The 24331-nt window shown below is 66.8% G+C and carries 22 protein-coding genes; 6 read left to right on the forward strand and 16 right to left on the reverse strand.

All coding sequences use genetic code 11. The features are described 5' to 3' along the window. Positions 1 to 1920 precede the first annotated feature (1920 nt). Both ACEYYA_RS09080 and recA read right to left on the reverse strand, forming a co-directional pair. On the reverse strand, positions 1921 to 2517 hold the full coding sequence (locus ACEYYA_RS09080) for a hypothetical protein (protein WP_374799818.1): 597 nt from the start codon (positions 2515 to 2517) through the stop codon (positions 1921 to 1923). Continuing rightward, positions 2510 to 3589, reverse strand: coding sequence for a recombinase RecA (recA, locus tag ACEYYA_RS09085; protein ID WP_374799820.1), 1080 nt, complete (start codon positions 3587 to 3589; stop codon positions 2510 to 2512). The genes ACEYYA_RS09080 and recA overlap by 8 nt, the downstream gene beginning before the upstream one ends. Before the next feature lie 237 nt (positions 3590 to 3826). On the opposite strand from recA, the gene ACEYYA_RS09090 reads away from it, so the two are divergent. After that, the gene (locus ACEYYA_RS09090; protein ID WP_374799822.1) at positions 3827 to 4420 is read left to right on the forward strand and encodes a hypothetical protein; all 594 of its coding nucleotides are present in this window, start codon (positions 3827 to 3829) and stop codon (positions 4418 to 4420) included. Here ACEYYA_RS09090 and ACEYYA_RS09095 read toward each other — a convergent pair. The 4 genes from ACEYYA_RS09095 to ACEYYA_RS09110 all read right to left on the reverse strand — a co-directional run bounded on the left by ACEYYA_RS09095 (position 4417) and on the right by ACEYYA_RS09110 (position 10483). Next, positions 4417 to 6543: an ATP-binding response regulator gene (locus ACEYYA_RS09095; RefSeq protein WP_459253763.1), complete on the reverse strand. Its 2127-nt coding sequence runs from the start codon at positions 6541 to 6543 to the stop codon at positions 4417 to 4419. The genes ACEYYA_RS09090 and ACEYYA_RS09095 overlap by 4 nt on opposite strands. A gap of 97 nt (positions 6544 to 6640) precedes the next feature. Further along, positions 6641 to 7795 (reverse strand): RsmB/NOP family class I SAM-dependent RNA methyltransferase, encoded by a 1155-nt coding sequence (locus ACEYYA_RS09100; protein WP_374799826.1) that lies wholly within the window; start codon positions 7793 to 7795, stop codon positions 6641 to 6643. Positions 7796 to 7838: 43 nt separating this feature from the next. Continuing rightward, entirely contained in the window at positions 7839 to 9287 is a 1449-nt protein-coding gene (guaB, locus tag ACEYYA_RS09105; RefSeq protein WP_374799828.1) for an IMP dehydrogenase, read from the reverse strand. 68 nt (positions 9288 to 9355) lie between these two features. Further along, entirely contained in the window at positions 9356 to 10483 is a 1128-nt protein-coding gene (locus ACEYYA_RS09110; RefSeq protein WP_374799830.1) for a TDT family transporter, read from the reverse strand. 118 nt (positions 10484 to 10601) lie between these two features. On the opposite strand from ACEYYA_RS09110, the gene ACEYYA_RS09115 reads away from it, so the two are divergent. From ACEYYA_RS09115 to ACEYYA_RS09135, 5 genes are all read left to right on the forward strand, one after another. Further along, a complete protein-coding gene (locus ACEYYA_RS09115) occupies positions 10602 to 11744 on the forward strand; it encodes an OmpP1/FadL family transporter (protein ID WP_374799832.1) in 1143 nt (380 codons plus the stop codon). A 98-nt stretch (positions 11745 to 11842) separates the two neighbouring features. Then, the gene (locus ACEYYA_RS09120) at positions 11843 to 12718 is read left to right on the forward strand and encodes an ATPase (protein ID WP_374799834.1); all 876 of its coding nucleotides are present in this window, start codon (positions 11843 to 11845) and stop codon (positions 12716 to 12718) included. Then, the gene (locus ACEYYA_RS09125; RefSeq protein ID WP_374799836.1) at positions 12718 to 13665 is read left to right on the forward strand and encodes a homoserine O-succinyltransferase; all 948 of its coding nucleotides are present in this window, start codon (positions 12718 to 12720) and stop codon (positions 13663 to 13665) included. Before ACEYYA_RS09120 ends, ACEYYA_RS09125 begins: the two co-directional genes overlap by 1 nt. Then, positions 13652 to 14542: a polyphosphate kinase 2 gene (gene ppk2 / locus ACEYYA_RS09130; RefSeq protein WP_374799838.1), complete on the forward strand. Its 891-nt coding sequence runs from the start codon at positions 13652 to 13654 to the stop codon at positions 14540 to 14542. The genes ACEYYA_RS09125 and ppk2 overlap by 14 nt, the downstream gene beginning before the upstream one ends. Before the next feature lies 1 nt (position 14543). Next, positions 14544 to 15446, forward strand: a complete 903-nt coding sequence (locus ACEYYA_RS09135; protein ID WP_374799840.1) for a TPM domain-containing protein — start codon at positions 14544 to 14546, stop codon at positions 15444 to 15446. A 3-nt stretch (positions 15447 to 15449) separates the two neighbouring features. On the opposite strand, the gene ACEYYA_RS09140 is transcribed toward ACEYYA_RS09135, so the two are convergent. From ACEYYA_RS09140 to ACEYYA_RS09185, 10 genes are all read right to left on the reverse strand, one after another. After that, positions 15450 to 16940, reverse strand: coding sequence for a GNAT family N-acetyltransferase (locus ACEYYA_RS09140; protein ID WP_374799842.1), 1491 nt, complete (start codon positions 16938 to 16940; stop codon positions 15450 to 15452). Positions 16941 to 16952: 12 nt separating this feature from the next. Beyond that, positions 16953 to 17501: a GNAT family N-acetyltransferase gene (locus ACEYYA_RS09145; protein ID WP_374800023.1), complete on the reverse strand. Its 549-nt coding sequence runs from the start codon at positions 17499 to 17501 to the stop codon at positions 16953 to 16955. Between the two features lie 184 nt (positions 17502 to 17685). Further along, a complete protein-coding gene (rpmA, locus tag ACEYYA_RS09150; protein ID WP_374799844.1) occupies positions 17686 to 17955 on the reverse strand; it encodes a 50S ribosomal protein L27 in 270 nt (89 codons plus the stop codon). Positions 17956 to 17961: 6 nt separating this feature from the next. After that, entirely contained in the window at positions 17962 to 18399 is a 438-nt protein-coding gene (gene rplU, locus ACEYYA_RS09155; RefSeq protein WP_374799846.1) for a 50S ribosomal protein L21, read from the reverse strand. A 164-nt stretch (positions 18400 to 18563) separates the two neighbouring features. Then, a complete protein-coding gene (locus tag ACEYYA_RS09160) occupies positions 18564 to 19043 on the reverse strand; it encodes a DNA polymerase III subunit chi (RefSeq protein WP_374799848.1) in 480 nt (159 codons plus the stop codon). A 6-nt stretch (positions 19044 to 19049) separates the two neighbouring features. Further along, on the reverse strand, positions 19050 to 20708 hold the full coding sequence (locus ACEYYA_RS09165; protein WP_374799850.1) for a leucyl aminopeptidase: 1659 nt from the start codon (positions 20706 to 20708) through the stop codon (positions 19050 to 19052). A gap of 93 nt (positions 20709 to 20801) precedes the next feature. Then, positions 20802 to 21353, reverse strand: a complete 552-nt coding sequence (locus ACEYYA_RS09170) for a 5-formyltetrahydrofolate cyclo-ligase (protein ID WP_374799852.1) — start codon at positions 21351 to 21353, stop codon at positions 20802 to 20804. After that, positions 21350 to 22744, reverse strand: coding sequence for a magnesium transporter (gene mgtE, locus ACEYYA_RS09175; RefSeq protein ID WP_374799854.1), 1395 nt, complete (start codon positions 22742 to 22744; stop codon positions 21350 to 21352). The genes ACEYYA_RS09170 and mgtE overlap by 4 nt, the downstream gene beginning before the upstream one ends. 27 nt (positions 22745 to 22771) lie before the next feature. Next, entirely contained in the window at positions 22772 to 23584 is an 813-nt protein-coding gene (locus ACEYYA_RS09180; RefSeq protein WP_374799856.1) for an inositol monophosphatase family protein, read from the reverse strand. Between the two features lie 168 nt (positions 23585 to 23752). Continuing rightward, positions 23753 to 24115: a helix-turn-helix domain-containing protein gene (locus tag ACEYYA_RS09185; protein WP_374799858.1), complete on the reverse strand. Its 363-nt coding sequence runs from the start codon at positions 24113 to 24115 to the stop codon at positions 23753 to 23755. Positions 24116 to 24331: the final 216 nt, after the last annotated feature.

The raw sequence follows: 24331 nt of genomic DNA on the forward strand, positions 1-24331 counted from the left end.
GGCGGGATGGCGGACGCGGGCGTTGGTCGTAGACGTGAAAGCCACGGCCCATGAACCCGATCGGTGGTGCTGCCCAATGGAAAAAGGGGCGCAGTCGTCGTTTCCAGACGCCCACTGGTGCTGCCTGACGAATGCCTCGACCCTCACTTGATACGATCGGCACGACATCGATGCGCGCGGCGCTATGGCTTTTCGCCACCGGCCGGACATAGAAGCTGAGAAGCCGAGGCGCCGGAAGTAAATACTACCGGACCGGCACCCTGCACATCGATATTGCCGAGGTGCAGAGGGTTGTGGGCAAGCCTTGCCCGTTCGTCTGAATCGACCGGACATCCAGGTTCGCCGTCCCTCGGCCCGTCAACAAGGTTCACAGGAAGACCGCGTGGGGATTTTTACAGCGCATCCTCGCGGCCGTGCCATATCCGGTCCACACGGTTATCACCGATCATGTCATCCAGTTCGCGGAACAGGCTGGCGACCTGAACAGGATCGACCTTCAACCAAAGCATTTCGACATGATTTTCTGGACCAACGCGATCGAGCATCCCCTGAACAAGCCGACAACCCATAGGGTTCGGCGGATCGGAAAACGAGCAAGTCAAAGGGTATCCCGGGACCAGTCGGGTCATGGCGCTGAATCGGACAATCAAGGACGCCACGGTCAGGCTTTTTCAGGACGACAGCCGCGCACACAGTACGCAAATGTCATGGCAGCCTGCAACGTCGCCTGTCGACCGGACACACTCAGCGGCCTCACACCCTCCGAATACCTCTGCAAAACGGGGCCGCAAGGCCGACAAGATTCATCACCGCCCCGATCGGCCAGACGCCGGCGCTGAACAGGTGGGATCGCGGCGCGCGACGAAACGGCAGCGCGCCGATGAGCGACGGACCATATCAGAAGATAGCGCGGTGACATGTGCCGGATCGCGACCTCAAAGCGCCTTGCCCCGTTGATATCTGGATGGCCGACACCTTGCATCGAGCAGATAGACCCGCAGCCAGCCCCCCCAACAGCCGAGGCCCTGGGCACCGGACAACCGAGCCGTCAGGGTCAACCACGCCTTTGCGTCCAGCCGACAACGCACGGGCAATGCCTCACCATCGGCGCTGCGAAGGACAGGGGCGGCCCGCCCTTGGCACCGGATAACCGAGCCGTCAGGGTCAACCACACCTCTGCGCCCGGCCGACAACGCACGGGCAATGCCTCACCATCGGCGCTGCAAAGGACAGGGGCGGCCCGCCCTTGGCTCCGGACCACCGCCCCGTCAGGGTTAACCACACCTCTGCGCCCAGCCGACAACGCACGGACAATGCCTCACCGTCGGCGCTGCGAAGGACAGGGGCGGCCCGCCATTGGCACCGGACCACCGAGCCGTGGGGGTCAGCCGCGCCTATACGTCCAGCTCACAACGCGCGGGCAATGCCTCACCATCGGCGCTGCAAAGGACAGAGTCGGCCCGCCCTTGGCACCGGACAACCGAGCCGTCAGGGTCAACCACACCTCTGCGCCCAGCCGACACCGCGCGGGCAGTGCCTCACCATCGGCGCTGAAAAGGAAATAGGCGGCCCGCCCTTGCCCAGTCCGGGCCATCCGGTCTGTGCAAAGATTTGTCGACCTCGAAAAGCTCAGCCTGGAAGAATGCGATGCCAAATCACCACGCCGGAACGCCCCACCGAATCCAACAAAGCAGGCCGCCGATTCCCGGCGCAGGCGCAAAACCATTTCGCCCGACGCCGATCACCGCCATGGAGCGCGCACCGGTCCGGGTGTGCTGATCGTCAAGGCGACGCGACAGGCCTCGGCGAACGCCATACCTGCGTCTCGCGTCGCGGTGGGGCGCTTACCCGACGCAGCTACGCCGATCCCGCGCGCCGTCAGCGTCCCCTCCCGCTTGTCATCAAGAACATGCTTGTATCTCAGAAACCCGCCCTTATCTTGACCAAACGGTCCTCCTCCTGAATGAGGCCGTCCCGGACGATCGAACACAGCACCCCGCGCAAACGTAGCTGTGGATGGCCGGGCGCGGTGATCCAATCCTTCGCCGCGATGCCATAGCGAGTCTTCCACTTGACGCAGCCATCGTTGAAAACGTCCGACACCTCCAGGACGGCCGTGCCCAGAGCAAGGTGCTGCCCAACCGGCAGATTTGCCTCTGACAGGTCCATGTCGACAATGAAGCTGTCGCCCGGGTGGGGAACATTGTCGCGGTCGCGCCACACCAGATCCAGCACCCGCCGTTGCAGGATAGAGACCTGAATCGCCGGATGCGGGCGCCCATCCGGCAGCCGCAGCCAAGGGGTCTTCGGCCATCGATCGCCATCGATCCCAAAGGCGCGGGTCAGACGCAGGCTGTCGACAAAACGCCGCGCCCCGCGCGCAGGTCGCAGGCACAGCATCTCGATTGCGGCGCCATCCTTGGGCGCCGCCATGACATGTGCCAGCCCTGCATCCAGCTCGGCGCGACTGACCGGCATCTTCACATTACCGGTCAGGTCGGTCGCCCGCTCACTCATCCACGACCGAATCGTCGTCGGGGCTGGCCCCGAAATCCAGCCCGTGACTGGCGCGGATCTTGTCCTCGATCGAGGTTGCAGCGGCAGGATTGTCGCGCAGATATTGCTTGGCGTTCTCGCGACCCTGGCCGATGCGCTCGTCGCCATAGGAATACCAGGCACCGGATTTTTCCACGACCCCGGCCTTGACGCCCAGATCGATCAGCTCGCCAACCTTGGAAATTCCCTCGCCATACATGATGTCGAATTCGACCTGCTTGAAGGGCGGTGCCACCTTGTTCTTGACCACCTTCACGCGTGTCGTGTTGCCCACGACCTCATCACGATCCTTGATCGAGCCGGTGCGGCGAATATCCAGACGCACCGAGGCATAGAACTTCAGCGCGTTCCCGCCCGAAGTGGTCTCGGGGTTGCCGAACATGACGCCAATTTTCATGCGGATCTGGTTGATGAAGATCACCATGCAGTTGCTGCGCCCGATGCTGGCGGTCAGCTTGCGCATCGCCTGGCTCATCAGCCGGGCCTGCGCGCCAACCGTGGCATCGCCCATGTCGCCCTCGATCTCGGCCTTCGGAGTCAGGGCCGCAACCGAATCGACCACGATCAGGCTGACCGCGCCCGACCGCACCAGCGTGTCAACGATCTCCAGCGCCTGTTCGCCGGTATCGGGCTGGCTGATCAAAAGCTCATCCAGGTCGACGCCCAGCTTTTTCGCATAAAGCGGGTCCAGCGCGTGTTCGGCGTCGACAAAGGCACATACGCCGCCCTTTTTCTGTTCTTCCGCGACGACATGCAGCGTCAGCGTGGTCTTGCCGCTGCTTTCAGGGCCATAAATCTCGACGATCCGGCCCTTGGGCAGGCCGCCGATGCCAAGGGCGATGTCGAGACCCAGCGACCCGGTCGAGGTCGCCTCAATCTCCATCGCCGGGCTGTCGGCGCCCAGTTTCATGATCGAACCCTTGCCGAACTGCCGTTCGATCTGGGCCAGCGCCGAATCAAGCGCCTTCTGCCGGTCTGCGTTGCGTTTATCGGTCATATCGAAAAGGTTCGCCGTGCTAGAGGTGACTGCCATTGCCCTGCCCTTATTCCACAGCCCCCACCGGTGGGCAATCGAACTCCCCCGGTGACCGGCAAATGTTCTTGTCTTGTTCCCATTCCTACTTTGTGCCGATCCATGAGGCAAGGCCCAGTTTGCCCGGTTTCGGCGCGGGGGCTTTGTCTCGACTCGGCCCTGTCTCCGGTTTAGGTCGAAGGTCTTAAGATTTGGTTGACGCGCGCCGGATTTCGCGCGGCGCGGGAAAGGTGGGCGATGCTGGTGTTCTGGGATCAAAGGCTGGTGTTTTTGGCGACGCCAAAGGCCGGGTCGACGGCGGTTGAATCAGCGCTCGAGCCGCTGGCCGCCTTCAACATGTCCCGCCCTGCCGCGATGAAGCACCTGCCCGCGCGGGATTTTCACGCCCACCTGGCGCCGCTGCTATGCGGTCGCGCGGGTGGCGCCTTTACCACCGTCGCGCTGATCCGCGAGCCGCTGTCGTGGGTGCAAAGCTGGTATCGGTTTCGGCTGCGCGATGACCGCGACGATCCGCAGCACCTGATGAGCGGCAAGAGTTTCGAGACCTTCGTGCAGGATTACCTGGCCGACAGCCCCGCCCCGCATGCCGATCTGGGGCGGCAGAGCGACTTTCTATGCGACGATCGCGGCGGGCTGATGGTCGATCACCTGTTTCGATATGAGGACATGGACCGCTTCGTTCACTTCCTTGAGGATCGATTGGATTGCATCGTGACATTGCCGCGCGTGAACGTGCCGCCCGCGGTCGATGTCGCGCTGTCACCGGCATCCGAGGCGCGGCTGCGTCAGCACCTGGCGGCTGACGCCGCGCTTTATGCGGCGGCCGGCTAGACAAGCTGGCCCAGCACCGTGTCGGTCAATTCGCGCAGGGAAAACGGTTTCGGCAAGAAGACCGATCCCGGCACCTCGGGGCGGCCATCCTCGAAAATGTCCTCGGCATAGCCCGAAACAAAGATCACCCGCGTGCCGGGGCGGGTTTTCAACGCCTCGCGCACCCAACTGGGGCCGTCCATTCCAGGCATGATGACATCGGTCACAAAGACGTCGATCGCCAGGTCGGGATCCTCCAGAACGCGCATCGCCTCTTCGGCGTTCTCGGCCTCATAGACGGTCAGGTTCTTCAGCCGCAGCGCGCGGCTGGCAAAGGCGCGCACCGGGGCCTCATCCTCGACCAGAAGGACCGTCGCGGTGCCCTTGGTCGCCGAGCGCAGGGTGACAGGGGCCGGGTCGGCCTCGACCTCATCCTCCACCGGTCCGGCATGGGCGGGGAAATACAGGCTGAAGACCGAGCCTTGGCCCGGCGTGCTGTCGGCGAAAATGAAGCCGCCGGTCTGTTTCATGATCCCATAGGCGGTTGAAAGTCCGAGGCCCGTCCCCTCGCCCGTGCGTTTGGTGGTATAGAACGGGTCGAAGATCTTGCCGATCCGGTCGGGGGGAATGCCGGTGCCGGCGTCGATCACGCGAACGACGACATAGCAGCCCTCGGGCACGGTGGCGCGGTCGCGCATCATCGCCGCGTCCAACGCCAGGCGTTCGGTCTCGACACGGATCGTGCCACCGGCGGGCATCGCGTCGCGCGCGTTCACCACCAGGTTCATGATGACCTGTTCGAATTGTCGCTTGTCGGCGCGGATCGGCGGAAGGTCGGCGTCATGGGCCAGCGTCAGTTGCACCCGCTCACCGACAAGGCGGTTCAGCAGATGAGTCAGATCCGACAGCGTGTCGCGCAGATCCATCACCCGCAGCTTCAGCGTCTGTTTGCGCGAAAACGCCAGCAATTGCCCCACCAGGCTGGCGGCGCGGTTGGCGTTCTGGCGGATCTGGTCAAGATCGGCATAATCGCTGTCGGCAGGATCGCGGCGCAGCATCAGCAGGTCGCAATGGCCACTGATCGCGGTCAGAAGGTTGTTGAAATCATGCGCCACGCCACCGGCCAGCTGGCCGATGGCCTGCATCTTCTGGCTTTGCACGAACTGCGCTTCGAGGGTCTTGAGGGCAGTGGCGTCAGACAGCACCGCCACCAGCCCTGACTGGCCCGCCTGGGTCACGCGGCTGAGCGAGACCTGAAGATAGATTTCCCGGTCGCTGCGGCGGGCGCGCAGCACCTCTGGGCGGCTTTCGGCGACGCCGCGCAAAGCCTCGGCGATCCAGTCGACGACCGGGCGGCCCAGCCCCTCAAGCACCTCGACAAGCGCCGCGTCGGCGGGGAACGGGCCCAGAAGGGCGCGCGCGGCGCGGTTGGCCAGCACGATCCGCCCTTCGGCCGACAGCCGCAGCAGCGCCACCGGCAGCGCCTCGAATGAGGTGGGGTCGGCAGGCGGCGCGGATGCGGGCGGCGCGAACAGATAGATTTCGCGCAGATCGTCGGGCAAGGCGCGGATGACGATGGTGCGCATCTCGCGCCCGCGCGCGGTGGCAATCTGCACGTCACTGGCGTGGCGCGGCGGGCGATCACCGATCAGCCGCGCCAACTGCACGACCGGGCCACCAATCAACGCGGTCATCGCGCCATTCTGCGACCGCACCCGCCCTTGGGGATCGACCGTCACACGCGGGACGGCCTCGGCACCGGGACCATCCAGATCGGGCTCGGGCGCGGTCAGGTCCAGCACCCGCCAGACCAGCCGCCGCCAGGGGATCGCCTGCACTGTCACGCGCTGATGGCTGCGCGCGGTCACCACATCCTCACTGGCGGTGCCTGCAACACGTGCCAGGGCGATCAGGCGGCGCACGACAAGGCGCGGATCGGCAAAGCTGCGCCCCAGCAACGCAACAAGTGCATCATCCGCCGAGACCACCCCCGGCAGTGCCTGCTGCGCGGCGCGGTTGGGCAGGCCACGCCCGCCATGACGATCTGTCACGAAACTGGGCACTGCATCGGCGGCCATCGCCCGATGCAGGTCAAGATGCCGCCGATGCAGCGTCAGCCACAGCGCCGCAACCGCCGCCGCCATCACCAGGATCACCAGAATCGCCGTCTGCGTCACAATCAAACCCCGTTCGAGGATCTTGTTGCACAGCAGATCTTAAGGAAAGGTTAACGTGCGCTAGTCAACCCAGACGTGTGGCCCGCGCCAGGAAAAACCCATCGCCGCCACCGATCTGCGGCAACCATCGCCGCACGTCTTCAGTCCGCCACTGAGGATCGCTTTGCAACACGCTGATTTGGCTTTCGTTTTCATCAGCAAGAAGCGAGCATGTCAGATAGGCCAACTGCCCGCCCGGCGCGACGTGACCGGCGGCCTGGCGCAGCACTTCCGCCTGGGTCGCCACCAGTTCGGCCAGACGATCGGGGGTCAGGCGCCATTTCGCCTCGGGCGTGCGGCGCCAGGTTCCGGCGCCCGAACATGGCACATCGACCACGACCAGATCGAACTGACCGCTGACCTGGCCCGGCGCGATCAGCGCGACATCGGCCCCGGCACGGTGCGCGCGGTCACGCAGCGGGGCCAGGCGGGCGGCGCTGATGTCATGGGCGTGGACCTGCGCGCCCCGCGCAGCCAGGGCAAGCGCCTTGCCACCGCCGCCCGCGCAGTAATCCAGAACGCGCAAGCCCGCGACATCGGGCAGCGCCATGACGGCTGCCTGGGATGACAGATCCTGAACCTCGACCAGGCCCTCAAGATAGGCATGGCCAGATGAGATTTTCCTTTCCCCGGAAACAACTTGCAGGGCATTCTTCACATCAGGACTGAAGACCGCCTCAACCCCGTCAGCCGCCAGGGCATCTATCGCCGCCGCCGGATCACCGCGCAGGGGATTGGCGCGCAGGAAGACCGGCGCGCGGTCGCGCAGGGCTGTGGCGACACGCGGCAGATCAACGCCCAGATCGGCGCGCAGGCGGGTGATAAGCCAATCCGGCAGGTCCAGCAGATCATCCGGCGAGGGCTGGCGTGCCACTCCCTCACCCGCCGCAAGGGGGGCTGGCGCGTGGCGGTCGGCACCGAACAGGCTGGCCGGGTCGATCCCCTGCTCATGGCACCAGCCCAGCATCAGCCCGCGCCCATCGTGGGCGCCGCCGCGCACCGCCAGCGACCGCAGGCGGCGCAGCGCGTGATAGACCAGATCGCGGATCGCGGCGCGGTCGCCCGAGCCGGCAAAACGGTGCCCGCGCGCCCAGTTGGTCAGCGCGCGTTCAGCCGCATCGCCCGCGACAAAGGCATCCAGCACCTCGATCGCGGCCTGAAGGCGCGCCGCGGGGGTCACGGCGCAACCTGAGACGCTGACTGAAAATCACCCCGCAACCTCATCACATTACGCGATAATTCGGGCTTTCGCGGGTGATCTGCACGTCATGGACATGGCTTTCCTTCAGCCCGGCCCCGGTGATGCGGACGAACTGGCAGTTCTTGCGCATCTCGGCCACGCTGCGGTTGCCGGTATAGCCCATGGCGGCGCGCAGGCCACCGACAAGCTGGTGGATCACCGCCGCCGCCGGGCCCTTGTAGCTGACCTGCCCCTCGATCCCTTCGGGCACCAGCTTGTCGCTGGCGGCATCCTTCTGGAAATAGCGGTCGGCACTGCCGCGCGCCATGGCGCCAAGGCTGCCCATGCCGCGGTAGGCCTTGAACTGGCGGCCCTGATACAGGATCACCTCGCCCGGGCTTTCGTCGGTCCCGGCAATCGCGCTGCCGACCATCGCGCAGGACGCCCCGGCGGCAATCGCCTTGGCGAAATCGCCCGAATACTTGATGCCGCCATCGGCGATCACCGGCACGTCGCCCCCCGCCGAGGCGCTGTCCATGATCGCGGTCAGTTGCGGCACGCCGACGCCCGCCACGATACGCGTGGTGCAGATCGAGCCGGGACCGATCCCAACCTTGACCGCATCCGCCCCTGCGCCGATCAGGGCGCGCGTGGCCTCGGCGGTGGCGACGTTGCCGGCAACGACCTGCACCGCGTTCGACAGCGCCTTCACCCGTTCGACGGCGCGCGCGACGCCCTCTGAATGGCCGTGCGCGGTGTCGATGACGATCAGATCGCAGCCCGCCTCGATCAGCGCGGCGCTGCGCTCAAACCCGGCATCCCCCACGGTCGAGGCCGCCGCAACCCTCAGCCGCCCCATCTCATCCTTGCAGGCCAGGGGGTTCAGCACCGCCTTTTCGGTGTCCTTCAGCGTCAGCAGGCCGGTCAGCTTGCCCTGCCCGTCGGTCACCAAAAGCTTTTCGATGCGCCGCGCCTTCATCAGGCTTTTGGCGGCGTCCAGATCAGCTGGTTCCTGAAGGATGGCCAGGTTGTTGGCCGTCATCATCACCCGCACCGGGGTCTTGTCGTCGCTGGCAAAGCGCATGTCGCGGTTGGTGACGATGCCGACGACGCGGCCGGCCTCATCGACCACCGGAAAGCCGGTAACGTTATAGCGATCCTGCAACGCCTTGGCATCCGCCAGGGTCTGATCGGCGGTCAGGGTGATCGGATTATAGACGATGCCCGATTCAAAGCGCTTGACGCGGCGCACCTCGGCGGCCTGCGCCTCGATATCCAGGTTGCGATGGATCACGCCGATCCCGCCGGCCTGGGCCATGGCGATGGCCATGCGCCCCTCGGTCACGGTGTCCATCGCGCTGGACAGCAGCGGGATGTTCATGCGGATGGATTTGGTCACATGGGTGGTGACATCGGCATCGGATGGCAGGACCGAGGATGCCGCCGGAACCAGCAGGACGTCATCAAAGGTAAGGGCCTCACGAATCTGCATCGGGCGCTCCTGGGCAGGTGTCGTTTGGCGGTTCCCTGTTTCACGGATAGGCCGGAAAGGCAAGCCGGTCAGGCCACGGCAGCGTTGGTCTTGATCGCCAATTGACCCGAGGCCCACATCTTGAAGACCTGAAAGGCGATCGGCACCACGATCAGCGTGGCGGCCACCAGCAAAAGCCCGCCCGCCAGACGCCAGCCGACCGCCAGCCACAGGCTTGCCGTGGCCACCAGCGGAAAGGTCAGCGCGCCCCAGAACGGCGTGAAGCCCGCCGCCAGCAGCCAGCGGGACGCCGCCACCAGCACCGCCAGCAACACCCCCGCCAGCGTGGCGAGTGTCAGCGCCAGCCCGGTCATCCCCAGCCCCTGCGCCACGGTGCCGAACACTGCCAGCGGCGCCAGATGCACCGCCAGCAGCGGGCGCAGCGGTGCGGGCGGTGCCTCGTGCGCGAATTGCCAGCCCGAGGCGGCCCAGATCGCCACGGCAACCGCCAGCACCGGCCAAAAGATCGCCGCCGCCACCTCCGGCCAGCCGACCGCCAGCGCCGCCAGCGCCCCCAGGACCGGGCCGGACAGCATCAGGTGCCAGGCGGGCGTCACACCGCGCTGTTCCGGCGGCCCGGCGCGCAGCGCGACCAGGAAGGCACCGATCAGGGCCAGATGCGCCAGCCCGACGGCGACCCACAGCCCGCGCGCCAGCACCGGGGCGACCGGCGCGATCAGCGCCACCAGCAGCCAGGCCGACAGCACCGCCGCCGCCAGACCCGCGCGGCCCGGCAGGATGCGCAGATCCTCGGCCACCACAGCGGGGCGGCGCGCGATCTTGACGGTGATCGTCAGCAGCGCGAAAGCCGCCAGCAGCGCCACCGCCCCTGCCAGCAGGTCAGCCAGCCCCTGCGGCAGCGAGAACGCCGCGATCCCCCGCCGCCAGGCCAGGGCCAGCCCGATCACCCCCATCAGCGCCGGAAACAACGCCGGCGGGGTGCGCGCCCACAGCCCCGCATTGACGGGCTTGGGCAGCTTCCATTTCGGCAGCGGTGCACGGGCAGGTCCAGGTGCGGGGCGATGGTTATGCGGGTTCATCTGGGTCATGGCGGCCTTCGGCATCTGCGTCATCCCCTTGTGCCACAGCCGCCCACCCGGCGCAAAGACGCCCGATGGCCGCAGCCCCGCTGCGGCCGTGCCGGTGATGTTGCACAATCAAGACAGTTCCCGCCCCGCTGCGGGGCGACGTTACGTCACGCTTCACCTTTGATTGACCGATGTCGTGCCGGTGCTAACCTGCCCGTGAGGAATGCTTTTCCCCAGGGAGGAAACCATGAAAAAGATCATGATGGGTGCCAGCGCGCTGGCCATCCTGTCGACCCCGGCACTTGCGGGTGGACTGGACCGTTCGGGCCAGTCCATCGGCGTGCTGTTTGAACAGGGCAATTACGTCGAACTGTCCTATGGCCGGATCATGCCGTCGGTCGATGGCCGCGATGTGGCGATCTTCGGCGGTCGGCCCACCGGCTCGGTCGCGTCCGACCACAGCCTGCCGGGCTTTGCCTACAAGCGTGACATCGACGAAAAACTGTCCTTCGCGGTGATCTATGACCACGCCTATGGCGCCGATGTCACCTATGACCCCGCGCTGTCGGTGGCCCTGGGCGGCACCAACGTCAAGGTCAAGTCGCAGGGCCTGACCGGCCTCGTGCGCTACAAGATCGATGATGCCTGGTCGGTGCATGGCGGTCTGCGGGTCTCGCGCTCGTCGGCCGATGTGACGCTCAAGGGCCGCGCCTATGGCGGCGTCAGCGGCTACAACGCCAGCATGGATACCAACACCAGCCTGGGCTATATCCTGGGCGTGGCCTGGGAAAAGCCGGAAATCGCGGCGCGCGTGGCGCTGACCTATTTCTCTAAGACCAAGCACGACTTCAACACCACCGAGACGCTGAACGGCGTGCCGATGGCACTGGTGCTGGCCTCGCAGGGGAAATCGGCGAAGCTGGGCAGCACCGAGGTCGAGACCCCGCAGGCCGTCAACCTGGACTTCCAGACCGGCGTTGCGGCTGACACGCTGGTGTTCGGCTCGATCCGCTGGGCCGACTGGTCGGCCTTCAAGGTCGATCCGGCGGGCTTCAAGGCGCTGACCGGTGGCGGTCTGGTCGATCTGAAGGATAGCTGGACCTATACCCTGGGCGTGGGCCGCAAGTTCAACGAAAACTGGTCCGGCTCGGTCTTTGTCAGCTATGAACCCAAGGGCGACAGCAAGCTGGTCAGCCCGCTGGCCCCGACCGATGGCTACAAGGGCATTGGCGTTGCCGCGGTCTATACCCAGGACAACATGAAGGTCACGCTGGGCGCGCGCTATCTGAACATCGGCGATGCCGATGCGGAAACCGCCAACGCCGCCCGCGCCAACATGACCAAGAACGATGCGGTCGCGGTTGGCCTGAAGGTTGGCTGGACGTTCTGATCCATCTGCCCCACATCGAAAAGGCCCCGCCTCCGCGCGGGGCCTTTTTTTGTGCGCGCGCCGGGTCTAGAACCGGGAGGCGACAGAAAGGGCCTGCCATGATCTATCCCACCGCCGAAAGCTGGCTGCGCGCCGACAACCGGCGCATCCTGTTCTTTGGCATGTCGGGCCTGGGCAAGACCCATATCGCCACCCTGCTGCGCGACAGCGCGCCCCCGGCGCAGGGCTGGTTTCACTACAGCGTCGATTACCGGATCGGCACCCGCTACATGGGCGAACATATCGCCGACAATTTCAAGCGCGAGGCGATGCGCGTGCCGTTCCTGCGCGAATTGCTGATGCAGGATGCGGTCTATATCGCCAGCAACATCACCTTCCACAATCTTGCGCCGCTCTCGACCTATCTGGGCAAGCCGGGCAGCCTGTCGCGGGGCGGTCTGGCCTTCGACGACTATATGGAGCGCCAGAACCAGCACCGCGCCGCCGAGATCGCGGCCCTGCTGGACACGCGCCATTTCATCGCCCGCGCCCATGACATCTATGGCATCCCGCATTTCGTCTGCGACAGCGGCGGCTCCATCTGCGAGGTGGTGGACCCGGACGATCCCGCCGATCCGGTGATGACGGCCCTGGCGCGCGACCTCTTGCTGGTCTGGATCGAGGGGTCGGACGATCACACCGCCGAACTGGTGCGCCGCTTTGATCGCGCGCCAAAGCCGATGTATTACCAGCCCGCCTTTCTGGAACGCGCCTGGGTCGATTACCGGGTGCAGCGCGGGCTGACCGAACAGCAGGTCGATCCCGATGATTTCGTGCGCTGGACCTATGCCCGCGCGCTTGCACATCGCCAGCCACGCTATGCGGCGATGGCGCGCAACTGGGGCGTCAAGGTGGCCGCCGATGACGTGGCACGGGTGCGCAGCCCCGAGGATGTCATCGACCTGATCGCCCGCGCCATCGAAGGGAAACGCTGATGCCGATCACCCTGCCTGAAACGCTGCCCGCCTTTGACCTGCTCTCGCGCGAGGGGGTGATGGTGATGACGCCGGGGCGTGCCGCGATGCAGGACATCCGCCCGCTGCGCATCGGCCTGCTGAACCTGATGCCGAAAAAGATCGTCACCGAAACCCAGTTCGCGCGGCTGATCGGGGCGACGCCCTTGCAGATCGACTTTCAGCTGATCCGCATGTCGGATCACGAAAGCCGCAACACGCCCGCCGAACATATCGGCAGCTTCTACCGCCCGTTTTCCGAGGTCGCGGCCAGCGGTGAACGCTTTGACGGGCTGATCGTCACCGGCGCCCCGATCGAGCATCTGCCCTTTGCCGAGGTCACCTATTGGGATGAGCTGACCCAGGTGTTCGACTGGACGCAAAGCCATGTCCATTCGACCTTCGGCGTCTGCTGGGGCGGCATGGCGATGGCCTGGCATTTCCACGGCCTGCCCAAGCACGCGCTGGATGACAAGGCTTTCGGCTGCTTTCGCCATCACAACCTCGCCCCGGCCAGCCCCTATCTGCGCGGCTTTTCCGATGACCTCTTGGTGCCCGTCAGCCGCTGGACCGAGGTCCGCCAGGCCGATATCGACGCTCGCCCCGGCCTGCGCACGCTGCTGGCCAGCGATGACACCGGGCCGTGCCTTGTGCAGGATGCCGGCCACCGGGCGCTGTATGTGTTCAACCATTTTGAATATGACAGCGGCTCGCTGAAGGGCGAATATGACCGCGACGTGGCGGCGGGCAAGCCGATCAGGGTTCCGGCGAATTACTATCCCGATGACGACCCGGCGCGTCCGCCCGCGAACCGCTGGAAAAGCCACGCCCATCTTCTGTATGGCAACTGGATCAACGAAATCTACCAGACCACCCCCTTTGACCTGGCCCGCATCGGCCAAGCGGAGACACGCGATGAGCAAGGATAAAAAGCAGGGCGCCATTCCCTTTGTCGGCGACATCACCGCCTTTCTGAAGAACGGCGCCCCGGCCTCGATCCGCAAGGCGATCAGGGATGCGGGCAAGAACGACATCCTGGACCCCGGCTTTCCCTATCGCAGCGAACTGCCCAAGGATGACTACGGCCCGCATATGGACGCGCTTCAGATCGAACTGGTCAAGATGCTGCGCGATGTGATCGATACCGGCAAGCGCATCGTCGTGCTGTTCGAGGGGCGCGACGCCGCCGGCAAGGGCGGCACGATCGAGGTGATGCGCGAAAACCTGAACCCGCGTTCGGCCTATATCGTCGCCTTGCCCAAACCGACCGAACGCGAGGCAACCCAATGGTATTTCCAACGCTATGTCGACTGGCTGCCCGCGGCGGGCGAAGTCGCGCTGTTCGACCGGTCCTGGTATAACCGGGGCGTTGTCGAAAAGGTGTTCGGCTTTTCCAGCGATGCGCAGCGCGAACAGTTCTTCCGCCAGCTTCCCGGCTTTGAACAGACGCTGGTCGATGACGGGGTGATCCTGGTCAAGCTGTGGCTCTCGGTCGGGCGGGCGGAACAGTTGCGCCGGTTCCTGGCCCGCGAACAGGATCCGCTGAAACAGTGGAAGCTGTCCTGGATCGACGTCGAGGGGCTGAAGAAATGGGATGATTACACCCAGGCGATCGGCGACACGCTGGCGCGCAGCCATCTGCCGGGCGCGCCCTGGACGGTGATCCGGTCCGACGACAAGCGCCGGGCGCGGATCGCGGCGATCCAGACGCTGCTGCACGCCGTCGATTATCGCGGCAAGGATGCCAAGGTGATCGGCAAGATCGACCCGCTGATCGCGGGCGGTCCCGAATTGCTGGACCGCTGAGATGCGGGGGCGGATTGCGGGCGCGCTGATCACGCTGATCGCCGGGCTTTGGGCCATCGCCGGGCTGGCGCAAGAGGTGGGCCGGGCGCTGACCGGGCCGGGGGTGCTGGATCAGGCGCGGCTCTTGTCGGATGCGCAACTGCTGTCGCTGGGCGAGCGCATCACCGCGCTGGACCGCGAGACCGGCATTCAGGTGGCGGTGGTGACCCAGCCGGTGCGCGACGTGAAAACCTCGCCCGAGGGCTATGCGACCGCGCTGTTCAACGACTGGGGCATCGGTCAGGCGCGGTCGAATGATGGCATCCTGTTGCTGGTCCTGCCCGCCGAACGCTTCGCCCGGATCGAGCTGGGCGCGGGCTACAACGATGAGGCGAACCTGACCGCGCAGGACATCATCAGCCGCACCCTGCTGCCGCAGATCGGCGCGGACCCCGGCCGGGCGATCACCGACACGGTGAACGCGATGATCGACCGCATTGCCCTGCCCCGCGCCGGACAGCCGGGCGCGGCGGTGCCGGGCGGCCGCAGCCGTGGCTTCGACTGGTCGGCGCTGATCCCGGCCGGGTTCTTTGGCGTCATCGCCAGCCTGTTTGGCTGGAACGTCTGGCGGCGGCATCAAGGCGCGCGGTCGCGCGCCTGCCCCAATTGCGGTGCGACCAAGCTGGAAGCCGTCACCCTGAACGAGGCCGACGCGACCGGCCAGATCGCCACCCGCCACATGGCGCGCTGCGGCCAATGCGGCTGGTTCGGACCTGACCCCGCCCCGCCTGCACCCCCTTCGCGCGGGCCGTGGGGCATGGATCGGCCCACGCGCAGCGGCTTTGGCGGCGGACGCGGGGGCGGCGGCGGCGGCAGTTTCGGCGGCGGATCGTCGCGCGGCGGCGGTGCCTCGGGCCGGTGGTAGGGGTCAGGCCCCGGCCGGATTCGCGCCCAGATCCAGCCGATAGGTCCAGACCGGGGCGGCCTCGCCCCGCGCAGCGGAATGGGCCATGCCCGTATCCGGCTGGCGCTGAAAGCCCGCGCGTTCCAGCAGCCGCGCCGATGTGCCATTATCGGTGAACACCCGCGCCGTCAGCGCGGGCGGCGCGTGGCGGCGGATGACGTGATCCAGAAAGGCGGCAAGGGCCTCGGTCATCAGGCCGCTGCGGCCATGCACCGGGTCGATGGCATAAAAGACCTCGGGCGCCTCGCCCGCGCCGATGCCGATCATGCCGATCAGCGCCAGCCCGCCCTGCGCGTCGCGCAGCCGGATCGCCAGCCGATAGGGCGGCTGGCCCTGCCAGGCCCAGTCGGCAATGAACTGCCGCGCGGCGGCCTCGGACCAGTCAGCGGGGAACAGGAACAGATTGCGACCGACCGCCGGATAGGTCAGCAGCCGCCGCAAGGCGGGCGCATCGGCGGCGGACAGCGGGTCCAGCACCAGCCGTTCAGTGCCGATCCGCAGCGGGTTCGCGGCCAGCCAGTCGGACCGGGTGATGCGCAGGGTGGTCGCGTCCACCTCGCGCTTCAGGGCCTCGGCGTAATAGCGGCGCGGGCCGATGGCCTGAAAGCCGATGCGGCGCAGCACCGATTCCGACCGGATATTGCCGTCATGCACATGCGCAGTGATCGGCGCGGCCTGCGGGTCTGCGAAGTGATCGGCCACGACGGCGCCCACGGCCTCGGTGCCGTAGCCCCGGCCCCAGGCAGAGCGCGCGAACCAATAGCCCAGTTCCAGCCGCATCGGCGGTCGCGGGGCCTGAAGGGGATCGGGGGCGTCGTCGCTGGCGTCGGAGGCGGGCGCGTCGGCGGCTTGCGCGACGGGCGCGTCGGCATCCTTAAAGGTCGGGGCCTCGGCGGGCAGCAACCCAAGGGCCACGGCCAGGGGCGGCGGCGCGGTGTGGTTCACCTGCGGATCACTGGCGCGCGCGGGGCCGGTCAAGGCGGCATCGCCGGGCAGGCTGTCGGCGGACACAGGCGTTGCGGGCACGGGCGTTGCGGCCAGACTGTCGCCGACCAGACTGGCGCCGGCCGGACTGTCGGCAGGCAGACGCTCGACGCGCCCCCCCTCGGCGGAGGGCTGGACAACCGCGCTTTCGCCTGGCGCGTCCCCCTCTGCTATGCTGTCAGCCATTGCAGGAATGGCCGCGGCATCGACCGCCTTCCCCTCGGCCTCGTCCTCGATCAGGCTTAGTCCGACCACGCCGATCAGCCCGCCGGGCGTGTCGACCGCCCAGGTCTCACCCGGACGCGCGGTCGGCTGCCAGTCGCGGAAATGTTCGGGTCGATAGGGAAAGGGCACGACGGCCAGCCACCGCACCACCTGGATGTCGGCCAAGGCTGCCAGCACCGCGGCCTCATCCTCGGGGGCGACGGGGCGCAGGCTCAGCCGTTCGGTCTGAAGATTGGTGCGCCCCATGCCGATCCTGTCCTAGTTCTTGCGCAGATAGGTCCAGGTCGGCACCCGCGCGTCGCGGGCCACCGACCAGCTTTCTGCATCACCCAGATAGGTAAATCCCGCATTGGTCAAGACCCGCGCCGAACCGGGATTGTCCTGAAACACCTCGGCACACAGGCTTTTGGCGCGATGCGGATTGGCCGCGACCAGCGCCGCGACCGCCTGGCTGGCGATGCCGGTGTTCCAGAAAGCCGGGCCGACCCAAAAGCCGACCTCGGACTGGCCATCCGCCAGCCGGGTCAGCGAAACAAGGCCCATCACCTCATCCAGATCATGCGCCGATCCGTCGATCACCCAGACGTCTTCGTCACGATCCGCCGACAGCGCGCGCTGCACGAAAGCCTCGGTCGCGCCGGGGGGCAGCGGATGGGGAATGGCGCGGGTGCCTTTGGCGATGCGCGGATCGGCGGCGTAAAAGGCGATCATCCCGGCGTCCGAGGCGCGCAGCGGGCGCAGCACAAAGCGGTCGGCGGCGATGATCGGCTGGCGCGCGGCCGCCGGGGCGTCGATCAGGTCTTCCATCATGGGCGTTCCTCCCTTGAAACGCGGCGTCACGGGACGGGCGTTCGGCGTCATTGTTCTGGCCTTTGGCGCGATCCTCCGACGCGCCGCGGCCTTGCTGCCGGTCCCCGATTCCCGTGACGGAAATGGCGAAGGGGACCGGCGTTTCCGCCGATCCCCTTATCCGTGAACTGTGAAGATACAGTTATTCGGCGGCGGGTGCGGCGGGTAGCACCGAAATGAAGGTGCGGCCCTTGAGGCCCTTTCGGAAGGTGACCTTGCCTTCGGTCACGGCAAAGATCGTATGGTCACGACCCATGCCGACGCCTTCGCCCGGCCACCACTGGGTGCCGCGCTGACGCACGATGATGTTGCCCGGCGCGGCATCCTGCCCACCGAACAGCTTGACGCCCAGACGACGGCCCGCGGAATCGCGACCGTTGCGAGAGCTACCGCCTGCTTTCTTGTGTGCCATGGGGGATTACTCCTTCGATTCAGCCGTTTCAGCGGCCTTGCGGGCGCGCTTCGGCTTGGCTTCGGCGGCCGGTTCGGCCTCGACACGGGTGCGCGCGCCAACGGCGGCTTTCACGCCCGACTTGTCGGCACCGGTGCCCAGCACGTCGGTGATGCGGATCAGGGTCAGGGTCTGACGGTGACCACGGGTGCGCTGCGACGAATGCTTGCGGCGGCGCTTGTGGTAGGTGATGACCTTGTCGGCCTTGATCGTGTCGATGACTTCGGCCTGCACGCCGGCACCGGCCACGAAGGGCGCGCCGAACACCGGCTTGTCGCCGCCGACAAACAGAATGTCGTTGAACTGGACTTTTTCGCCAGCAATGGCCGACAGCTTTTCAACGCGCAGCACGTCACCCGCCTGCACCTTGTATTGCTTGCCGCCCGTCTTGAGGACCGCGAACATGGGTCGTTCCTTTTTCGTTGCCGCGCCCTGTGGCCCCTTGCGGTGTTGGTGGGTTTCCCCGCCTCGGACAGCGCGTCCCGTGGGGGACGATTTCAAAACAATGGACCGGCGAAAGCCGCATGGCCCGCCGGGTCCGCGTCATATCAAGGATCGGCGCGGCAGAGTCAAGCCTGTTCAGCCGCACCGCTTTCGGCGCGTTTGGACCAGCGACCAGCATCCTCGGCCCAGTATTGCGCGGCAATGCCCGCCGCGACCAGGGTTTTCCACTGATCGCGGGCGTGCTGGACGGCGGCCTGATCGCCGCCGTCGAACAGGATCAGCGCGCGCGCCAGCCCGGCCAGTTCGGCGGGCGCGACCGTGGCCCCGTCAACCGCGATCAGCGCCTGCGCGCCATTCGGCACGGCGTCGTCACAGGTCAGCAGCACCGGCTGATCGGCATCATGCGGCCCGCCTGACAGGCCATGCGCGGGGAAATCCCCGTCATCGCCGGTCAGCCACAGCTTCTGATCCAGCCAATCCATGCGTTCGGCATCGCGGCCCCGCACCACCACCCGCCAGCCCGCCGCGCGGCATTTGCCGATCAGCACCGGCAGCAGCCCCTCCAGCGTCGAGCCGGTCAGGTGGTAGAACAGCGCATCGGCCATCGGCGCTTACAGCTTGTGGCCACGCGGCGCGGTGCTGCCGTCACCGGCGTCATGCAGATCGGTCGGATAGCCCTTCACCGGCGCGTCGTCGGCGCGCACGGCGCGGGCGGCCTTGCCCTTGCCGCCTTTGGCATTCGGGTTGACCTTGCCCTTCGCCTTGCCCTTGCGCGCCTGACCTTTGCCAGCGGCATCGGCATAGCCATCCTCGATCAGCCGGTTCAGCGTCATCACCCCCCAGCCGGTCGCGCCCTTGGGGGCCAGCGTGGTTTCCGCAGGCGGCATCGCCACACCGGCGATGTCGATATGTGCCCAGGGCGTGCCGTCCTTGACGAACCGCTTCAGGAACTGCGCCGCGGTGATCGAGCCACCGGCGCGGGTGCCGGTGTTTTTCATGTCGGCCAGCCGCGATTTCAACTGGTCGTCATAGGACGGACCCATCGGCAGCCGCCAGGCGCCTTCGTCCTCGGTCGCGGCGGCGGACAGGATCTGATCGGCCAGGCCGTCGTCGTTCGAGAACACGCCGGCATTGTCGTGACCAAGCGCGATGATGATCGCGCCGGTCAGCGTCGCCAGGTCGATCATCGCGGCAGGCTGGAAGCGGTCCTGCGCATACCACAGCACATCAGCCAGCACCAAACGCCCCTCGGCATCGGTGTTGATGATCTCGATCGTGTCGCCCTTCATCGATCGCACGATGTCGCCGGGGCGCTGTGCGCGGCCGTCGGGCATGTTCTCGACCAGGCCCACCAGACCGACGACATTGGCGCGGGCCTTGCGCAGCGCCAGCGTGCGCATGACGCCCGCGACCACGGCGGCGCCGCCCATGTCCATGGTCATCTCCTCCATGCCCGCAGCGGGCTTGATCGAGATACCGCCCGTGTCGAACACAACGCCCTTGCCGATCAGGGCCAGCGGCGCATCCTTTTTCTTGCCGCCGTTCCACTGCATCACGACAACCTTGGAGGGGCTTTCCGACCCCTGCCCCACGCCCAGCAGCGCGCGCATCCCCAGCCGTTCCAGATCGGCTTCCTCAAGTATCTCGACCTCAAGGCCCAGTTCCTGCATGGCGGCCAGACGCGCGGCGAAGTCGTCGGTGGTCAGCACGTTGGCCGGTTCGTTCACCAGATCGCGGGTGAAAAAGATGCCTTCCGCCAGCGCCGCGTGATCGGCAGCGGCCGAGGCCAGGGCCTCGGGCTTGTCGGCCATCAGCGTGACCGGGCCGGCGGCCGGGTTCTCGCCGGTCTTGTGATCGCGGAAGTCATAGGCGCGCAGCGCCAGACCAAAGGCCAGTTCCGCAGCACCGGGATGATCGCCCGCCAGCACCGTCAGCCCGTCCTCGGGGATGGCGCGGCCCAGACCGGCACCGGCCTTTCGCAGCGTGGCCTGCGGCGCGTCGGCGGGCAACTTGACCAGCGACAGCGCATCGGCGGCCATCCCCGCCGGAAAGGCCAGCGACAGCGCGTCGCCCGCCGCCAGCTTGTCCCAGGCCTTGCCCGCCGCGGCCCGGCTGATCGCGCCGCCCGTCGCCTTGTCCAGAAGCCGCGCCGCCGGGGCCTTCAGCGGCTTTTTCGCGGCGGCGTCGATCAGCAGCGCAACCCGCCCCGGCAGGCCGGCCAGCGCGTCCAGATCGGTATCGGCAAAACGAAGGGCAATGGGTGAGGTCATGGTCAGGTCCGTCTTTCCAGTGTTGGGTCATGCCCGCAGGCAGTCGCGGCCAGCCTAGCGCGGCAGGGCGCGCTTGGCCACACCCCGGTCAGGTCATGGGTTGGGACGGATGATCCCGGCCTCGGTCACGATCAGGTCCAGCACCTCGTCGGTCGGCTCAGTCGGCACTTGGTCGACCTGTTGCGCGCCCCAGGCAAAGCCGATGGCGGTGACCGGGCCGCGCGCCCGCAGACCCGCCAGCGTGCGGTCGTAAAAGCCGCCACCATAGCCCAGCCGGAAACCGCGCGCGTCAAAGGCCAAAAGCGGCACGATCAGCACCTGAGGCTGAACCGGCACGCCCGCCTGCGGCACCTGCGCGCCGAAGGTGCCGGGGATCATCGCCGCATCGGGCGTCCAGCGATGAAAGACCAGCGGCGTGGCGCGGGCCAGGATCACCGGCACGCCCACCGTGCCGCCCGCCGCGTGATACGCGGCCATGGCGGGCAAGGGGTCGATTTCCGACCGCATCGGCATGTAACCGGCCAGCACCGCGCCGTGGTGGGCCGCCAGCACGCCGTTCAGATGCGCCTGCGCGCGGGCCTGTGCATCGCCATCCACGACCGCCGCGCGGCGCGCCGCCATCGCCTTGCGAAGCGCGTCCTTCACAGCAGGAACACCGTCGCCAGCCCCAGAAAGGCGAAGAAGCCGATCACATCGGTCAGCGTCGTGACGAAGATGGGCGAGGCCAGCGCCGGGTCGGCCCCCAGCTTGTCCAGCGTCAATGGCACCAGAATGCCGCCAAGCGCCGCGACAAACAGGTTCACCACCATCGCCGCGCCGATCACCAGCGACAGCTCGACATCCCCGAACCACAGCCATGTCACCAGCCCCAGCATGACCGCAAACAGCCCGCCGTTCAGCAGCCCCACCGTCATCTCGCGTCGGATGATGCGCAAGGTGTTGGCCGAGGTCAGGCTTTTCGTCGCCAGACCGCGCACCACCACGGTCAGCGTCTGGGTGCCCGCATTGCCGCCCATCGAAGCGACAATCGGCATCAGCACCGCCAGCGCCACCACCTTGGCGATCGAATCCTCGAACAGCGCGATGACGGATGCCGCCATCAGCGCGGTCAGGATGTTGATGCCCAGCCACGGCACCCGCTGGCGGGCGGTGTCAATCACGCTGTCGGCAATGCTGGATTCCTCGCCCACACCGGCCAGACGCAGGATGTCTTCCTCGTGTTCGTCATCCAGCACCGACATCGCGTCGTCGATGGTGATGACGCCGACCAGACGGTCGTTGTCATCCACCACCGGCGCGGAAATCAGGTGATACTGGTTGAAGGCATAGGCGACATCGGATTCCTCCTGGTCGATCGGGATGGTGCGGAAACTGTCCTCGGTGATGGCGCGCAGGGCGGTCGCGCGCGGTGCCGACAGCAGCCGGCCCAGCGTCACATAGCCGACCGGGCGATGACGCGGGTCGACCAGGATGACGTGATAGAACTGGTCGGGCAGTTCCTCGGCGCGGCGCAGGTGGTCGATGGCCTCGCCCACGGTCCAGTGTTCGGGGGCGGTCACCACCTCGCGCTGCATCAGGCGGCCGGCGGAATATTCGGGATAGGACAGCGACTGTTCGACGGCGGCGCGGTCGGATTCCTCCAGCGCGCCCAGGATCGCCTCTTGCTGGTCCTCCTCCAGATCCTCGATCAGGTCGACGACATCATCGCTGTCCAGCTCGCGCACGGCCTCGGCCAGAACCTCGGGGGGCAGCGCCTCGATGACTTCCTCGCGGATCGATTCGTCGATCTCGGTCAGTATCTCGCCGTCGATTTCGCCCGACCACAGGGCCAGCAGTTCGCGACGGACGCCGGGGGCAAGCTGTTCCAGCACGTCGGCAATGTCGGCGGGGTGCAGCGGGTCCAGCAGCGCCTCGATCCGGGCCGCGTCGCGCGCCTCGACGGCAGGCTTCAGCTCGGCGATCAGTTCGGGGTCGACACCATATTCGTCATCATCATCGTCATCCACCTGGTCGGCTGCGATCTGGTCTTCGCGCATCGGAACCCCCTTGGTCTTTCGTCCGGCTTAGCCCGCCGCGTTCAGCGCCGCCAGTGCGGCGGCATGGATCGCGGGATTGGCGGCGGCCAGCACCTGCCCGCCCAGATCGGCGCGCCCGCCGCGCCAGTCGGTGACGATGCCGCCCGCAGCCTCGATCACCGCAATCGGCGCGGCCACGTCATAGCGGTGCAGCCCGGCCTCGATCACCAGATCGATCTGGCCCGCCGCCAGCAGCGCATAGGCATAGCAATCCATCCCATAGCGCACCAGCCGCACCTGCCCCGCGACCCGGCGAAAGGCACGGGCCTCGGCCTCGGTGCCGATCTCGGGGAAGGTGGTGAACAGGATCGCCTGATCCAGCCGGTCGGTGGCGCGGCTGGCAAGCGGCGTGCGCCCGCGCGGGCCGTGAACCTCGGCCAGGCCCGGCGCGCCGATGAAGCGTTCACCGATATGGGGCTGGTCGATCACGCCGACCAAAGGCCGGTCGCCCTGACAGGCGGCGATCAGCACCCCCCAGACCGGGCTGCCCGACAGATAGCTGCGGGTGCCGTCGATCGGGTCCAGCACCCATGTCAGGCCGGTCGTGCCGGGGGTGGTGCCGTATTCCTCGCCCAGGATCGCATCATCGGGGCGGCGCGCGGCCAGCACGGCGCGCATGGCGCGCTCGGCCGCGCGGTCGCCCTCGGTCACCGGGTCAAAGCGGGCAGTGTCCTTGTTGTCCGCCGCAAGGCCCGGCTGGCGAAAGAAGCGCAGCGTTTCGGGGCGCGCGGCATCCGCGCAGGCATGGGCGGTGGCGATCAGATCGGCCAGCAGGGCCGCATCGGGGGCATTGGACGACATGGCGGGCACCTGGGCAGGACGTGGCACGGGATCGAGCGATCCCGCCAGACCGCGCTAAACCGCCGCCGGTGCTGCGTCAACAGCGGCCCGGTACTGCGGGGCCAGAAATGACAAAACCCCGGCGGCGCGCCGGGATTGTGTCAAATGCATGTCGAAAACCGTTACCCTTCAGGCCACGTCCGACAGCACGCGCGCCAGGTCGAACAGGCGGCGGCGCTGTGCCTCGGGGATGGCGTAATAGGATCGGATCAGTTGCAGGGCCTCTTTGTCGGCGGCCAGATCGCCTTCGACCGGCTGCGGCGCGGCTTGCGCCCCGTCCAGACCGTCAAAGAAGAACTGCACCGGCACCTCGGTCGCCTGGGCAATATCCCACAGCCGCGAGGCAGAGACCCGGTTCATCCCGGTCTCGTATTTCTGGATCTGTTGAAACTTGATACCGACCAGATCAGCCAATTGCTGTTGCGTCATTCCAATCATCCAGCGGCGGTGGCGAATACGCTTGCCGACATGGACATCAACGGGATGTGTCACCTTCAACCCCCATCATGGTGAATGACACAAAGTTAGCCTATGGGTTGAAACTTACATCAGGAATGTCATGCGACACCGGTGAACCTGCCCAAAAAGACAGGTCGGTTCAGGGCTTTGGTTGTTTTGAACGGCGCTGTTCACCCGCGTTCTATCCCGGGAGGGAGGTTTTCCCGCCAAAGTTGATCGAGGAGAGACGAATCACCCGCGCCCTGCCAT

Origin of the sequence: Paracoccus zhouxuedongae, assembly GCF_041927815.1 — a bacterium.
In the GTDB taxonomy this organism is placed as follows: Bacteria; Pseudomonadota; Alphaproteobacteria; order Rhodobacterales; family Rhodobacteraceae; genus Paracoccus.